Source organism: Robertmurraya beringensis (assembly GCF_042433785.1).
GTDB lineage: Bacteria > Bacillota > Bacilli > Bacillales > Cytobacillaceae > Robertmurraya_A > Robertmurraya_A beringensis.
Genome location: NZ_JBHLUU010000126.1, coordinates 69,068 through 83,664 on the forward strand (window position 1 = coordinate 69,068; position 14,597 = coordinate 83,664).

The 14,597-nt window shown below is 37.9% G+C and carries 16 protein-coding genes; 2 read left to right on the forward strand and 14 right to left on the reverse strand.

Translation table 11 applies throughout. The features are described 5' to 3' along the window. Positions 1-40 precede the first annotated feature (40 nt). From ACFFHF_RS22585 to ACFFHF_RS22595, 3 genes are all read right to left on the reverse strand, one after another. Complete coding sequence (locus ACFFHF_RS22585; protein WP_377059127.1) at positions 41-772, reverse strand: lysophospholipid acyltransferase family protein; 732 nt, start codon at positions 770-772, stop codon at positions 41-43. An 82-nt stretch (positions 773-854) separates the two neighbouring features. After that, a complete protein-coding gene (locus ACFFHF_RS22590) occupies positions 855-1,334 on the reverse strand; it encodes a dihydrofolate reductase (RefSeq protein ID WP_340904359.1) in 480 nt (159 codons plus the stop codon). Then, positions 1,331-2,125: a thymidylate synthase gene (locus tag ACFFHF_RS22595; protein ID WP_340904361.1), complete on the reverse strand. Its 795-nt coding sequence runs from the start codon at positions 2,123-2,125 to the stop codon at positions 1,331-1,333. The genes ACFFHF_RS22590 and ACFFHF_RS22595 overlap by 4 nt, the downstream gene beginning before the upstream one ends. A gap of 169 nt (positions 2,126-2,294) precedes the next feature. On the opposite strand from ACFFHF_RS22595, the gene ACFFHF_RS22600 reads away from it, so the two are divergent. Continuing rightward, the gene (locus tag ACFFHF_RS22600) at positions 2,295-3,209 is read left to right on the forward strand and encodes a nuclease-related domain-containing protein (protein WP_377059128.1); all 915 of its coding nucleotides are present in this window, start codon (positions 2,295-2,297) and stop codon (positions 3,207-3,209) included. A 330-nt stretch (positions 3,210-3,539) separates the two neighbouring features. Here the strand turns inward: ACFFHF_RS22600 and ACFFHF_RS22605 are convergent, their stop codons facing one another. From ACFFHF_RS22605 to ACFFHF_RS22650, 10 genes are all read right to left on the reverse strand, one after another. Then, positions 3,540-4,130, reverse strand: coding sequence for a YpjP family protein (locus ACFFHF_RS22605; RefSeq protein WP_160548797.1), 591 nt, complete (start codon positions 4,128-4,130; stop codon positions 3,540-3,542). Between the two features lie 110 nt (positions 4,131-4,240). After that, on the reverse strand, positions 4,241-5,014 hold the full coding sequence (locus ACFFHF_RS22610; protein ID WP_160548798.1) for a class I SAM-dependent methyltransferase: 774 nt from the start codon (positions 5,012-5,014) through the stop codon (positions 4,241-4,243). 54 nt (positions 5,015-5,068) lie between these two features. Continuing rightward, positions 5,069-5,503 carry a BrxA/BrxB family bacilliredoxin gene (locus tag ACFFHF_RS22615; protein WP_160548799.1) on the reverse strand — a complete coding sequence of 145 codons (435 nt, stop codon included), beginning with the start codon at positions 5,501-5,503 and terminating at the stop codon, positions 5,069-5,071. Positions 5,504-5,570: 67 nt separating this feature from the next. After that, positions 5,571-6,695: a conserved virulence factor C family protein gene (locus ACFFHF_RS22620; RefSeq protein ID WP_160548800.1), complete on the reverse strand. Its 1,125-nt coding sequence runs from the start codon at positions 6,693-6,695 to the stop codon at positions 5,571-5,573. 33 nt (positions 6,696-6,728) lie between these two features. Beyond that, a complete protein-coding gene (locus ACFFHF_RS22625) occupies positions 6,729-8,603 on the reverse strand; it encodes an ABC-F family ATP-binding cassette domain-containing protein (RefSeq protein ID WP_160548801.1) in 1,875 nt (624 codons plus the stop codon). Next, positions 8,600-9,247, reverse strand: a complete 648-nt coding sequence (locus ACFFHF_RS22630; protein WP_160548802.1) for an HD domain-containing protein — start codon at positions 9,245-9,247, stop codon at positions 8,600-8,602. Before ACFFHF_RS22630 ends, ACFFHF_RS22625 begins: the two co-directional genes overlap by 4 nt. Before the next feature lie 88 nt (positions 9,248-9,335). After that, positions 9,336-10,181 carry a fatty acid kinase binding subunit FakB gene (locus ACFFHF_RS22635; protein WP_160548803.1) on the reverse strand — a complete coding sequence of 282 codons (846 nt, stop codon included), beginning with the start codon at positions 10,179-10,181 and terminating at the stop codon, positions 9,336-9,338. Between the two features lie 108 nt (positions 10,182-10,289). Beyond that, positions 10,290-10,766: a glutathione peroxidase gene (locus ACFFHF_RS22640; RefSeq protein WP_160548804.1), complete on the reverse strand. Its 477-nt coding sequence runs from the start codon at positions 10,764-10,766 to the stop codon at positions 10,290-10,292. Positions 10,767-10,779: 13 nt separating this feature from the next. Further along, entirely contained in the window at positions 10,780-11,301 is a 522-nt protein-coding gene (locus ACFFHF_RS22645; RefSeq protein WP_160548805.1) for a hypothetical protein, read from the reverse strand. A 28-nt stretch (positions 11,302-11,329) separates the two neighbouring features. Continuing rightward, positions 11,330-13,018: a formate--tetrahydrofolate ligase gene (locus ACFFHF_RS22650; protein WP_160548806.1), complete on the reverse strand. Its 1,689-nt coding sequence runs from the start codon at positions 13,016-13,018 to the stop codon at positions 11,330-11,332. Positions 13,019-13,181: 163 nt separating this feature from the next. Between ACFFHF_RS22650 and metA the strand changes: the two genes are divergently transcribed. Further along, complete coding sequence (gene metA, locus ACFFHF_RS22655; RefSeq protein WP_160548807.1) at positions 13,182-14,090, forward strand: homoserine O-acetyltransferase MetA; 909 nt, start codon at positions 13,182-13,184, stop codon at positions 14,088-14,090. Positions 14,091-14,116: 26 nt separating this feature from the next. Here the strand turns inward: metA and mntR are convergent, their stop codons facing one another. Next, positions 14,117-14,539 carry a transcriptional regulator MntR gene (gene mntR / locus ACFFHF_RS22660; RefSeq protein WP_160548808.1) on the reverse strand — a complete coding sequence of 141 codons (423 nt, stop codon included), beginning with the start codon at positions 14,537-14,539 and terminating at the stop codon, positions 14,117-14,119. Positions 14,540-14,597 lie beyond the last annotated feature (58 nt).

Sequence of the window (14,597 nt, forward strand, 5' to 3'; positions counted from 1 at the left end):
TCAGAAAAAGAAAAAGGCTAGACTCAATAAGCCTAGCTTGTCATGATGCGATTTTTTCATCCTTTAGAGAATGAACAATTACCTCTCGAACATAATTTGAAACTTCCTTCATATCCTTTTGATCGAAAATTGAAGAAGGAATACAAGGTAATATCTTCACCTGGATGGAAGCTGGTTTCACTAATCGTCCATTTTTTTCAAATACATCAGATGTACCAGAAATACTAATTGGCACAATCGGTACCATCGCATCCTTTGCCAGTCGGAATCCACCAGATTTAAACTCCCCGACCGGTCCACCTTTACTTCTCGTTCCTTCAGGGAAAATAGCAATCGAGTGACCCTCTTTTAATAACTTAACCGCTTCCCGTATCGACTGAACAGATTTCCTACGATCGCTTCGATCTATAAACACGCAATTCATGATTTCCATCCAAGTGGAAAGGATTGGAACTTTTTTCACTTCTACTTTGGATATAAACCCAAACGGCTTTTCAATACTAGCTAGCAATGTAGGAATATCAAAGTCTCCTTCATGATTGCTAATCATGACAACCGCACCTTCAGGAAGATTCTCCATCCCCTCTACCTTCACCTTAGATCCAGTCAGTTTCATAATTGTTTTTGACCATTTGTTTGGAATCGCATGAATTAGCTGATCACTCTCTGAAACCGATAAACGTTTGTCTAATTTTTTCATTCTTTTCAATTTAGGTATGCTATAAACCAAATAACCACTCATGTACAAAAAAACTGCCATTAACCTGATCATCTTGTTCACCCTCCATTATGTAACCACACTAATTATACTTGATTGTATTCTTTTTAAACATAAAAAATAAGCAGTGATTATTTCACTGCTTACGTTGGTACACAAGAAATTCATAGTCGTAAGGATTTTTTTCGTCTTTCACACCTGGAATGGATTCGATAAGCTCCCAGTCGGATAAATTGTATTCCGGGAAAAACGTATCTGCCTCGAACTCTTCACGAATTTCCGTGACATAAAGGCGATCTGCGAAAGGAAGAATCTCTTTAAAAATTTCAGCTCCACCAATTACAAATAGCTCCTCGTCGTTACGCTTTAATAAACCTTTTACATCATGAATAACTGTACAGCCTTCAATAGTTATTCCTTGACTACGTGTAATAACGATATTTTCTCGACCAGGTAGTGGCCGTCCAATGGAATCATATGTTTTTCTGCCCATCGCAATGGGCTTTCCCATTGTTACTCTTTTAAAATACTTCAAATCCTCAGGAAGATGCCAAGGAAGTTGATTGTTACGACCTATTGCCCGCTTCTCATCCATTGCCCAAAGAAGGGAAATCATACACTTACAGCCCCTTTAATATGAGGATGTGCCTCGTAGTTAACTAACTCAAAATCATCAAAGGTAAAGCCAAACAAGTCTCTTTTCTCTGGGTTTATTTTTAATGTAGGTAATGGATGTGGCTGTCTAGTAAGCTGTAATTCCACTTGCTCTACATGATTTAAGTAAATATGCGCATCCCCAAACGTATGAATAAATTCACCAGGTTCAAGGTCACATACCTGCGCAACCATCAATGTTAATAGCGCATAAGATGCTATATTAAATGGTACACCTAAAAACACATCAGCCGAACGTTGATATAACTGACAGCTTAGCTTTCCATCAGCCACATGAAATTGAAACAGACAGTGACAAGGTGGCAATGCCATTTTATCAATATCTCCAACATTCCATGCATTTACAATTAAACGCCTGGAATCAGGGTTTGTTTTAATTTGATTAACCAGGTCAGAAATTTGATCCACTGTTTCTCCTGTCGAAGTTGTCCATGATCTCCACTGATGGCCATACACAGGACCCAAATTCCCATTTTCATCTGCCCATTCATTCCAAATCCGAACACCATTTTCTTGAAGATACTTTATATTTGTATCGCCTTGAAGGAACCAAAGCAATTCATGAATGATTGATTTCAAATGTAACTTTTTGGTTGTAATAAGAGGAAATCCTTCTTGTAAATCAAAACGCATTTGATAACCAAATGTACTAATGGTCCCCGTTCCTGTACGATCTTGTTTTTTTACTCCATTTTCTAACACATGCTTACATAGCTCTAAATATTGTTTCATTCTTCCACCTACTGTCACAAATTTTACGAAATACTAGTCTTTTACAAGGGTATAATGTTTTGGAGGCTAGGTCAATTAGGAGGTGAAAATTTTGTTGTTATTTGAGTTTTGGTACAAGCGATAGTCGTTGCTATTCATATTTATTGTTTTTAAGAGAGGATGTCTAATTTTGATTGTAAAAGAGCGCGGAATTTCTATGGAGTTGCAGGTGTTTAGATGTTTGAAAAATCGAATGGTGTTCACTGAAAAAGAAAAAACGTACTACATCAATTTAGAAAAAGGATATTTAGGAGAACTAAAATTTGATGAGTTGACTAAAAATTTAGTGGATGATTGTTTAATAATAAAGGATCTCACACTAGAGATAACTAATAATATTTTCCAAATTGATAGCTTGCTTATTTTTAAGGATATGTTATGTGTCTTTGAAGTCAAAAACTATGAAGATAATTTTTATTTTCAATCAAACAAGTGGTATACATTGCCTAGTCGGAAAGAGATTAATAACCCTATTCTCCAACTTGATAGAAGTGAGACTTTGCTCCGTAAATACTTTCAGGCCCACCGCTTTTCTATCCCCATTGAATCTAAAATTGTATTTGTAAATCCCACCTTCACCCTTTACCAAGCACCTATCGATTTACCTGTTGTCTTCCCTACGCAACTTCAACATCTTCAAAGTACACTCAAATCTAAAAGAGGAACACTTACAACCCAACATACCAAACTAGCGAAACAATTGTACGATGATCATATGGTTACTACTCCATTCCTGAGAGTACCTAGGTATAATTATGAATCCTTGAGGAAAGGGTTAGAGTGTAGGGGGTGTGGTGAGTTTTATAAGCAATGGGGGGAGGTTCTATTACATTGTAAAAATTGCGGTGATTTTGAATCGGTGGAAGCTGCTTTTGTTCGCACTGTAAAAGAGTTTAAAATACTCTTTGCTGAGAGGAAGATAACAACAAATGAAATTTATGATTGGTGCAGAATTATTCCATCAATAAGGTTGGTACGTTTATTATTAAATCGATATTTGAACGCTAGGGGAAATGGGAGGTCAACATATTATGAATTCCCATAAAAATAGAAATACAAGTATCCTAAAGTTGGTTTTCGTTCATTAATTCTACTAGTTTTTTGTAAATTCCATGTCCTAATGATCAACTTAGTTCACCTATTCTACTTAATTATGGAAATCATATGTCCTATATCCCAACTTAGTTCACTCATTCCACCATTTTCTGGAAATCACATGTCCTAAAACCCATCTTAGTTCACTTATTCTACTAATTACTGGAAATCACATGTCTTAAGTTCAAAGCTCATTCCCTAATTCGCACAAACCTCTATTCCCTCCTTATCAGACACACAAAAACCCCCTCCGACCAATCTAGTCGAAGGGGGTTTCTTATCAGCTCATCCACTTAGGTGGTGTGTTCGTGTCCCAATAGATCGATCCTAGTTCGTGGTGGGCTTCGAAGTTGTCTTCACTTGTGTGGTAATGAAAGTTAAACCAATAGCCACTTTGGGGTGGGTGGTCTTTTCTTACGTGGAAGCGGATGATGTCTTTGTTGCTTTCTTTGCTATACAGGTGAAATATTTTTTCAGCGTTGCCTCCAGTTGGGACTTCGCTTAACTCTAGGTATGCTAGTTTTTCTTCCGGGTACTGCACGGCTACTTCTTCAATTGCTTTATGAATATTTGGTAGAATGACTTGTTTGAATTCGTCTTCTATCACAGGCTTGATTCTACTTCCAAATTTTAGGTACGATAACTCTTCTGCTTCATTTAACCAGCTTTGTATGATCTGGTCGCTACTATCTAACTCTTCTTCAGTAATCTCTTCAATTTTAGAATATGTCGTTTCCGCTTTAACTGCATCTTCCCGTGTTGGTTTCTCCGCTGATGCTTGATTATATAGAAAGGTTTGAGATGGTGTTACCAAACCAAATGTTAAAATTGTAACCAACACGACGAAGGATTTTTGCAACCATTTTGGCATGATCTCCAATCCTTTCTACTAGTCTTTAAGAGTATTTAGAAAATAATGGCTCTTTTCTCATATTATACTCTTTTTATAGTTTAAAGTGGGAGATTAAATAGCAAATATCATCATTTTGTAATAATCCCGAAATGGAATTTAGCAGACGGTCTTTTCATAACTGAGAATCCAAACTGCTCGAAGCGCTTGCTACGAAAATGATCCTTAAGTACGAGTCGGTTCCTCGCTACTCTTTTTGCCTCCGAAATGAACTCTTCCCTCACTTCTGAATATGCTGCTAATTCAGCTAGCGCACGAATTCCGTCTGATTCTAAGATGGTTTCTTCAAACATTGGGTCAATATATACGCAATCAAACTCATTGCTTGGGACTTCCTTTAAAAATGATAGTGCATCTGAATGTTGTACCGAAATTGTGCGCATAGCTTCATCCATTCCTGCCAAACCGGACTGCCAGCTTTTTAATCCTCTACCGACAAGATAAGAGAGATATTTATTTTCTTCTGTCCCGACCACTTTTCCAGAAGCTCCAACGACAAAGCTTGCAACAATACTGTCAGAGGCTAGTCCTAATGTACAATCAAGTAGACTCATTCCTTTCGCCAGACCCGTTGCATCAATAAAAGGATCGTGTTCGTTTTTTAGCAGCCTTTTGATTCTGAACATGGAGGAATTGGGATGGAAGAAAAACGGCTCTTCTCCGTTCATTAAAAATAACTCTAGTCTCTCTTTTCCAACGACAATACAGTCATCCTTATACAAAGATTGAAGTGTCTGAACCGATTTTTTCCTTCTTTCCTGATAGGGACATTCGAGGGCCAACGCTATCTGTTTTGCTTCTTCAATCATGTCTGGATTGGTTCGTCCTGCTGTTGTGACAAACATATAGATTCTTTCCTTTCAGAAAAAAAGGAATGTCAGCTGACATTCCTTTTTTCTTTAACAATTTTGTTCAAATGCTGATTGGAGGTTCTCCATGATTTCTTCCATTGTGTGGTCTTCGATATCGTGGCGATGGATAAAGTGAACCACTTGCTTCCCTTTTACAAGAACCATAGAAGGTGATGACGGTGGGAACCCTTCGAAATACTCACGCATTTTTGCCGTTGCCTCTTTATCTTGACCTGCAAAAACAGTAACAAGCTTGGCAGGTTTTTTGTCCGTTCTAACAACTGCTTGAGTTGCTGCAGGACGTGCTAAACCTGCCGCGCAACCACATACAGAGTTAACAAAGATTAACGCAGTGTCTTCATTTTGATCCATAAAATTTTCTACTTCTTCTTCTGTTTGTAACTCTTCAAAGCCCGCATGAACTAGTTCTTCACGCATTGGCTTTACCATTTGTCTCATATATTCCTCATATGCCATTGACATAAAAATCCCTCCTACTAACTATATCCATTGTTAGCATACTATATTTATTTCAAATGATGCAATTTTATTAGTTTTGTTTTCTTGCTTCTGTCATTTGTTTCCAAACTGATCCTTTTGCATCCTCACCTAATTCAATTCTTTCGATAGCAAGTTTAATTTGTAAACTCACTTCAAATTCAGGATCTTCTTCTGCTGCCTTCAGGGCAGGAAGTGCACGGTCATCACCCAATTCATATAAAAACATTGCCGCTCTCCAGCGCACTAATTTACTTTCATCACTTAATGCCTTCATCATTTCTTCTATTGCCTCTTCAAACCCTAAGTCAGATAAGCAGTCTCCAGCCGTACGTCTGACGGTTACTGTTTTATCCTTTAATGCTTTATATAGGAGAGGTAATACTTTTTTGTCTTCAATCATCCCTAAATAGACAGTAGCTAATCTCCGAATAGATGCCTTTTCGTCGTTTAACGCTTTTTCTAACACTGGAAGATCTTCAACTTCTGGATCGTCCATTTGTTCAAGAAGCTGATATCTTTTTCGCCAATCGGGATCATTTAATGAGTGGACATCAAGCTTTTGTTTCTGGCGCCTAACAATCTTCGTGGTCTCCTTATTCGTTGCATCTTGAATGAGTTCATCTAGTCGGTCTGTTGTATAAGCAGCCATTAATTCTTCTAATATATCCTGGCCGATTTGATCGAAATCTCCATACCTTACACCAAACTCTTTCCACCTTCGAACCATTACAACGTTATCTTCTGGATCCTGCGCCTTTGAAACAGCCTCTTTATACTGTTCTGGTAATCCATATCGTCTTTCTTCTGTTCCATCCGTTAGCTTTATTTGCATCGGAATTCCTTTATACATCTGAACAAGCACCTGTATTTCTCCGTAATGCTCATTAATTGTTTCTTCTGGCTCCACTAATTCCGCTTCTTCGCCAAATGCAAGCCTTACTTTCGGTAAGATTTCTTTCCAATCGTATTTCGCATTTCTTTCCACTGCTAGAAAATCAGCTACGTGATATACCCCTTTCACACCTTCTATGGTCAAAATATCCTGAATGACCTTTGGAGCACCAGCACTTGTATCTTTTTTATAGTTATTACTTTTTCCCATTGGAAGCTCTTCATTTAAAATAACCTTCATCGTATTCGGACTAGGAGTGGGTTCAATGGATCGTATCTTCAATTCTCTTCATCCTTCCCTTGTTCTTAGATTTAATTAATTCTCTGCAATTTCTGATAAATAGCTCCAACGCTCAATCAAGTACTCAAGTTTTTCGTTTAAAGAATTTTCCTCTTCCATTAAAGCTTGAGCCTTTTCAAAATCACTGCCTGTTTTCCCCATCTCTACAGCTATTTCTTCAAGTCTTTTTTCCGCATGTTCAATGTCAGAATCGATGGATTCCCATTCAAGCTTTTCCTTATAGCTCATTCTTTTCTTCTTCGGTTTTTCCTCTTCCACAGGTTTCTCTGCTGATGCACTTACTCGAACAACCGGCTTTTCTACTTGTTTTTCAAGGAATTCACTGTAATTTCCATAATAAGATTCAATCACTCCATTCCCTTCAAGCACGAGCAATTGTTCCGCCACTTTATCTAAGAAATAGCGGTCGTGGGAAACAGTAATGACCACTCCAGGAAACTCTTCTAAATAGTCCTCTAAGACAGTCAGAGTTTGAGTATCTAGATCATTCGTTGGTTCGTCTAATAACAAAACATTCGGTTCAGTCATTAATAGCTTTAGTAAATATAATCGACGTCTTTCTCCACCTGATAACTTTCTGATCGGGGTGCCGTGAGTGTATGATGGAAAAAGAAATCTTTCTAGCATTTGAGTTGCTGAAATGGTTTTACCATCAGACGTATGAATCGCCTGCGCCGTTTCTTTGATGTATTCAATCATCCGTTTTGAAAGGTCCATGTCTTCATTTTCTTGAGTATAAAAAGCAACCTTCACTGTTTGGCCGATGATTCGTTCACCTGAATCCAGAGGAATGTTTCCAGCTAGAATATTTAATAAGGTTGATTTACCAGTACCATTTTTCCCTATAATTCCGATTCTGTCATGAGGTTTCACTAGTAGATCGTAAGACTTAAGGATCACTTTCGAATCATATGTTTTTGTTGCGTCTTTTAATTCGAATACTTGCTTACCTAAGCGGCTGCCGGATAAAGATAAATCTAGCTTTTCCGTAGTTTTTACGGAGCTTAAATTCTCATCAAGCTTTTCAAAACGTTGAATTCTTGCTTTCTGCTTTGTTGTTCGTGCCTTTGCCCCTCGTCTAATCCACTCAAGCTCTCGTCTGAATAGATTTTTTTGCTTTTCAAGAGTAGCTGCTTCATTTTCTTCACGAATGGCCTTAGCTTCCAAAAAATCCGCATAGTTTCCTTTGTAGCTGTAGAGTTTTCCACCTTCTAGTTCAAACACTCGGTTTGTGACACGGTCTAAGAAATATCGATCATGCGTCACAAGCAATAAGGCACCTGTATAACGACTTAAATAATCTTCAAGCCATTTCACTGACTCGAAATCTAAATGATTGGTAGGCTCATCTAGAATCAATAAATCTGGGGATTGAATTAACACTTGAGCAAGAACTACTCGCTTTTTCTGGCCACCAGATAATTCTCCAATCTTTTTTTCATACTCTTCAATTCCAAGCTTATTTAAAATTGTTTTTGCGTTCGTACTTGCATCCCATCCATCTAAAGCATCCATTTTCTTTTGTAAATCAAAAAGCTTTTCCTGAATTTTAGTATCATCCGGGACTCTATTAAGCTCTAAAAGAGTTTCTTCGTACTCTTTTAGAAGCTTTAAAACAGGTGCCTCACCGGCAAAAACCTGATCAAGGATTGTTAATTCTGGATTAAGGTCCGGATTTTGCTCAGAATACGCAATTCGATAATCTTTCGGAGCCGTTACTTCTCCTGAATCTGGAAAATCAACACCTGCTACAATTTTTAATAATGAGGACTTTCCGGTCCCATTTACTCCAATAAGTCCAACTCTTTCTTTCGCGCTTATTGTGAATGAGATTTCATTAAATAATTCCTTTTCTCCATATGTTTTTGTCACGTTATCGATACTAATCATTGATGTTTTCCATTCCAATCATTGTAAAATTCATGTAAGAACTCTTCCATATACAGATGCCGTCTTTCAGCTATTTCTCTACCCGTTTTTGTATTCATTTTCTCTTTTAGCTTTAGTAGCTTTTCATAAAAATGATTAATAGAGGACGAATGGCCTTTTCGATACTCTTCGTTTGTCATGCTTGTTCGGACATTTATGTTAGGGTCATAGATCGGTTGACCTTTTTTCCCTCCATACGCAAATGCCCTTGCTATCCCAATCGCTCCTATCGCATCTAAGCGGTCGGCATCTTGGACGATGGCTGCTTCAGCTGTTGTGATGTTTCGATTATTTCCACCTTTAAATGATATGGTTTCAATGATTTCTTTAATCTGATTTTTCTTCAATTCATCTAATGGTAACAGACTTAGAAAGGAAGTAAGCTTCTTTTCTCCTTCTTCCTTCGAGCTATGTAATTTTTCGTCAGAAATATCATGTAGTAGAGCAGCTAACTCAATAAGGAAAGGATCTCCTATCTTTTCCTTTTCATGAATTTTCAATGCAATATTCCGTACTCTATCAATATGAAACCAATCATGACCAGTTGAATCTGCCGACATTTCACGTTTGACAAACTCTTCTGTCTTGGCTATAACTTGCTCCATTATACCACCTCATTCTTTCCACTCATATTCTACCATGAACTGCTTTTTTTCGAAAAAGAAAAGGAAGTGCACCATTAGCGCACTCCCTCTACAGGCTATTAAACCAGCTGATTCCGATTGTGTTTTCTCCTGCGTGCACTCCGATCGTTGCGCCTAAAGGGTAAATATCGAATGAAACATCAGGGAACCGTTTACACAATTCATTATGCCATTTTCTCGCTTCCGTATCATGAAGACCGTATAAAATATAGGCTTCTTTTATATCATACTCTTCAATTGCATTTCGAAGATAAGTTATGATTTTCTCCATTCCTTTACTTTCACTTCTAATTTTCTCTTTTGCCTGTAATACGCCGTCCTCAATGGAAATGATCGGCTTAATATTTAACATGCTGCCTAGGAAAAAGGATAATCCGTTCATCCGCCCACTTCTGTGTAATTGTTCCAAACTCCCGATTAAAACTAATGTCTGGTTCGTGTTTGCGAGATCACTTAACTTTTGTTCCACTTCCTCAATGGACTCACCAGCCTCAACCCATTCCATTCCTTTCTTAATCATCCGAGAAAGGGGATAAGAGAGGATCTTTGAATCGATTGTAGTGACCGATACATTCACCATGCTGGCAGCCTGAACACTCGAAGAGACCGTACCGCTTAACTTAGCTGAAACGAGAACGGAGAATACGTGATCATATTGTCCTTCTAACTTCTCAAACAATGATACAAACTCACCTACAGATGGTTGAGACGTTTTTGGCGGAACTTGAAGATGCTTTAATTTTGCATAAAGCTCTTCTGCTGTTAAGTCTATTCCATCCTTATATTCCTTTTCGTCTAATACGATTGTCATTGGGACAGTGAAAACGTCTGGATGATTGGTTAGTACTTCATCTAAGCAAGCGGTACTGTCTGTAACCCAGGCAATTTTTTTCATTCTAATTCCCCCCTTTTATTTTATAGTATTAATAATTATTAACTATGTAAAGATAATTCAGAAAATTACAGCTAATTAAGAACCCTTGCTATCAGCAAGGGTTTCGGCTTAAATCAACTTTTCAATATCTTGTGATATTTCTTTTGGGTTTGTATTGGGTGCATACCTTTCCACTACTTCACCGGAACGATTCACTAAAAACTTAGTGAAATTCCATTTAACAGCTTTCATCCCTAGTACTCCAGGTGCCTCTTCTGTTAGATACTGAAAAAGTGGGTGAGCATTTTTTCCATTTACATCCACCTTTGAAAACAATGGAAAAGTTACTCCAAAATTCATTTCGCAAAATGACTGGATATCAGACTCGGTACCTGGTTCTTGATTCATAAATTGATTACACGGAAAGCCTAATACAGTGAATCCTTTTTCTTTATATTGTTCATAGAGCTCTTGAAGCTCTTTATATTGAGGAGTAAATCCACAATTACTAGCTGTGTTTACAATTAACAGAACCTCGCCCTTATATTCCGAAAGAGATATAATTTCACCATTAATTTTCTTTGCTTCAAACTGATACACCGTCATCCCTTAACTCCTCCTAATGTTTTACATCTAGTTCAAGTTTATCTAAGGATTGTAATATAAAATCGGCAAGCTCCGTTAAGTCTTCCATTTGCTCTTCATAAATGAGCCTTTTAAAATTCACTTCTATCTCTATTTTATTACCAGACTGACTTTGGAGAGGGTCAGAGATGATCTTACAATGATACTCTCTATCCTTCCCCCAAATGGATTGGAGGACCTCCAAAATTCTTATATCAAAAGAACGTTGCTCTAGGCTAGAGAAAACCATTTTAAAATGGCAGCCAGCATCCTTTGGTGATTGAAACTTTGGGTGTAACTCTGCAGCTAAATTCGAAATATCTGCACATAAAACGACGGTACAGCTAATCTTACTATCCCTATTCTTCTTTACGGTCATTTCTAACTGTCGCGAAAGTTTTGCTACGTTTAATATGTCGTTCCGATCAATGACGCATAGTTGACCCGCTAAATCTAGGTCATAAACGGCACCCTCAAAGACTACTTTTATATTATCAAAAGCTGTAGGATCAAACATACAAGCATACCTCATCCATAATCATCAATTAGAATAAGCCTACTGCATTGCCTTTTTCATCAACATCCATTTTAAGCGCGGCAGGTTGCTTTGGTAAACCTGGCATTGTCATCACGTCGCCAGTTAAAGCAACGAGGAACCCAGCACCGATCGAAGGCTTTAATTCTCTTACCGAAACCGTAAAATCGGTTGGTCTACCAAGTTTACTTGGGTCATCTGAAAGGGAATATTGTGTTTTAGCCATACAAATCGGAAGGCCGTCCCATCCATATTGCTCAAAGTCCTTCATTTGTTTTTTGGCCTTTGTTGAGAACTCAACATCCTTCCCTCCATAAACCTTTTGAACAATAGAACGGATCTTTTCTTCAATTGAATCACTTACATTGTATAAAGGTGCATATTCCTCAGTATGACTTTCAATGGCTTTTAACAGTTTTTCTGCTAGGGCAATACCACCCTTTCCACCCTTTTCCCATACTTCGGTTAAGGCAACTTGTACACCTTCCTTTTCACACAATTCCAATAAGGTGTCCACTTCAAGATTGGTATCTGATATAAACTTATTTATGGCTACAACGACAGGTAATCCGAAGCTTCTGATCGTTTGTACATGTTTTTTCAAGTTATCGAAGCCAGCAATTAGCGCTTCAACATTTTCGTTATTAAGATCCTGCTTTCCAACACCGCCATGCATCTTCAGAGCTCTAATCGTTGCAACGACAACAACCGCCTCCGGTAATACATCCCCGTTTCTAGCCTTAATATGTAAAAACTTTTCTGCTCCTAAGTCTGCACCAAACCCAGCTTCTGTAATTACGAAATCAGCAAGCTTAGATGCGGCTGTTGTAGCAATAACAGAGTTACAGCCATGTGCAATATTAGCGAACGGTCCACCATGAACTAGCGCTGGAGTATGCTCAATCGTTTGTACAAGATTTGGTTTGACCGCATCTTTTAAAATGAGCGCTAGAGCACCCTCTACACCAAGTTGTGAAACAGTTACCGGCTGTTTCTCCATATTGTAAGCTACTACCATCTCAGACAGCCTTCTCTTTAAATCCTTTAAATCTTTCGCTAAGCATAGTACAGCCATAATTTCGGATGCAACGGTAATATCAAACCCATCCTCACGAGGAACACCCTGCATCGGACCGCCTAACCCAATAATTACATTTCTTAAAGCACGATCATTTAAATCAAGTGCTCTCTTCCAAACAATTCTACGTTGGTCGATCTGAAGTTCGTTTCCTTGTTGGATATGATTATCAATTAATGCGGCCAATGCATTATTTGCTGTCGTAATCGCGTGTAGGTCGCCTGTAAAATGTAAGTTGATTTCGTCCATCGGTAGTACTTGAGAATATCCACCACCTGCAGCTCCACCTTTAACTCCCATCGTTGGCCCTAAAGATGGTTCTCTCATTGCAATCATTACCTTTTTTCCAAGTTGAGAAAAAGCATCGCCTAATCCAACTGTTACAGTAGACTTCCCTTCTCCTGCTGGAGTCGGGTTAATTGCTGTTACAAGAATGATTTTGCCATTTGGATTTCCTTGGATTTTACTTAAAGTGTCAGATGAAATTTTAGCTTTATACTTTCCATATAACTCGAGGTCATCATCTGTTAATCCAATTTTTTCAGCAATTTGAATGATCGGTTTCATTTCTGCAGATTGTGCAATTTCAATATCACTTTTTACGCTAACCTTGATGTTCAATGATGTTACCTCCATGCCCGTATTTTTCAATGTATATTGTACCATTTGCGAATGTTCCTGTATCCATTCTTTTTTTAAGTTATTTGATCATTATTCTTGATCCTAAAAAAATCCAGTATATAATATAAATAGCCTGAATATTGAATAAAGGGGTTGAAATTCATTGCCAATCAAAATTCCGAAGCTCTTGCCAGCTCGAGAAATACTGGAATCTGAAAATATCTTTATTATGGACGACGAGAGAGCGAACCACCAGGACATTCGTCCGTTAAATATTCTCATCCTGAATCTAATGCCAGAAAAGCAAAAAACAGAGGCTCAGTTACTTAGACTGTTAGGGAATACCCCTCTACAAGTTAATATTTCATTCTTACAAACCATTACTCATCAAGCAAAAAATACAAGCCAATTGCATCTTGACCAGTTCTACACGTCATTCTCTGAAATAAAGCACCGCAAGTATGATGGACTTATTATCACAGGAGCACCAGTAGAACTATTATCCTTTGAAGAAGTTGATTATTGGGAAGAGTTAAAAATGATCATGGACTGGTCAAAAACGAATGTCACTTCAACTTTACATATTTGTTGGGGAGCACAAGCGGCATTGTATCACCATTTTGGTATTGGAAAGTATGAACTATCAAGAAAATGTTCCGGCATCTTTACTCACCGCGTACATGATCCTGTCGATCTATTATTAAGAGGATTTGATGATGAGTATCTCGCCCCTCACTCCAGATACACAGATGTGGCAGTCGAGGAAATCATGAACCACCCTTCTCTAAGATTGTTATCAAGTTCAGAGGTAGCAGGCCCATTTATCATTAGTGCCGATGAGGGCAAACAAATCATGATTACGGGACATTTAGAATATGAATCGACAACCCTATCTGAAGAGTACTCAAGAGATCAAAAAAAGGGCTTGGATATCCATGTTCCGGAAAATTATTTTCCTAACAATGATCCCAATCAAAATCCAGCAAATCGTTGGCGTTCCCACGCACATTTATTATTTTCAAACTGGCTTAACTACTTTGTGTATCAACAAACTCCGTATGTATGGGAATAAAAAAAGAGAGCGATATCGCTCTCTTTTTAATTCTCTTCATTTTTCTTTTGAATTTCTCTTAACGCTTCTATTCGATTTTCGTCCTCTTCGAAAAATTGGACGAGGTCACCTATCCGATCAATTGCATCCCAGCTTAAATGATGCTCAATTCCTTCCACGTCATCATATATATTTTCTTCTTTTACACCAATCGTTCGAAGAAGCTGTTCCAGTAGCTCATGACGATAAACGAGCCTTTTACCAATTTTTTTTCCCTTTGGAGTTAGTACAAGCCCTCTATATTTTTCGTACACTAAATACTCATCTCGATCTAGCTTTTGAACCATTTTCGTAACCGAAGAGGGATGAACAGATAAACCTTCCGCAATGTCCGAAACTCTTGCATAGCCTTTTTCTTCAATTAGATTGTATATCTGTTCAATATAATCTTCCATACTCGGTGTTGGCATCCGTTGACCCTCCTGCGTGCATCATCAATAATAAAAGTTTACTATAGTTAAAAATTGG

Bases quoted from the DNA above. Each gene is read 5' to 3' on its own strand.
- ACFFHF_RS22640 (WP_160548804.1), bottom strand. From the start codon at position 10,766: ATGACGGTGTATCAGTTTGAAGCAAAGAAAATTAATGGTGAAATTATA.
- ACFFHF_RS22630 (WP_160548802.1), bottom strand. From the start codon at position 9,247: ATGGAGCAAGTTATAGCCAAGACAGAAGAGTTTGTCAAACGTGAAATG.
- ACFFHF_RS22645 (WP_160548805.1), bottom strand. From the start codon at position 11,301: ATGTTTGATCCTACAGCTTTTGATAATATAAAAGTAGTCTTTGAGGGT.
- ACFFHF_RS22585 (WP_377059127.1), bottom strand. From the start codon at position 772: ATGATCAGGTTAATGGCAGTTTTTTTGTACATGAGTGGTTATTTGGTT.
- ACFFHF_RS22625 (WP_160548801.1), bottom strand. From the start codon at position 8,603: ATGATTAGTATCGATAACGTGACAAAAACATATGGAGAAAAGGAATTA.
- mntR (WP_160548808.1), bottom strand. From the start codon at position 14,539: ATGCCAACACCGAGTATGGAAGATTATATTGAACAGATATACAATCTA.
- ACFFHF_RS22595 (WP_340904361.1), bottom strand. From the start codon at position 2,125: ATGAAACAATATTTAGAGCTATGTAAGCATGTGTTAGAAAATGGAGTA.
- ACFFHF_RS22605 (WP_160548797.1), bottom strand. From the start codon at position 4,130: ATGCCAAAATGGTTGCAAAAATCCTTCGTCGTGTTGGTTACAATTTTA.
- ACFFHF_RS22635 (WP_160548803.1), bottom strand. From the start codon at position 10,181: ATGAAAAAAATTGCCTGGGTTACAGACAGTACCGCTTGCTTAGATGAA.
- ACFFHF_RS22590 (WP_340904359.1), bottom strand. From the start codon at position 1,334: ATGATTTCCCTTCTTTGGGCAATGGATGAGAAGCGGGCAATAGGTCGT.
- ACFFHF_RS22610 (WP_160548798.1), bottom strand. From the start codon at position 5,014: ATGTTTGTCACAACAGCAGGACGAACCAATCCAGACATGATTGAAGAA.
- ACFFHF_RS22615 (WP_160548799.1), bottom strand. From the start codon at position 5,503: ATGTCAATGGCATATGAGGAATATATGAGACAAATGGTAAAGCCAATG.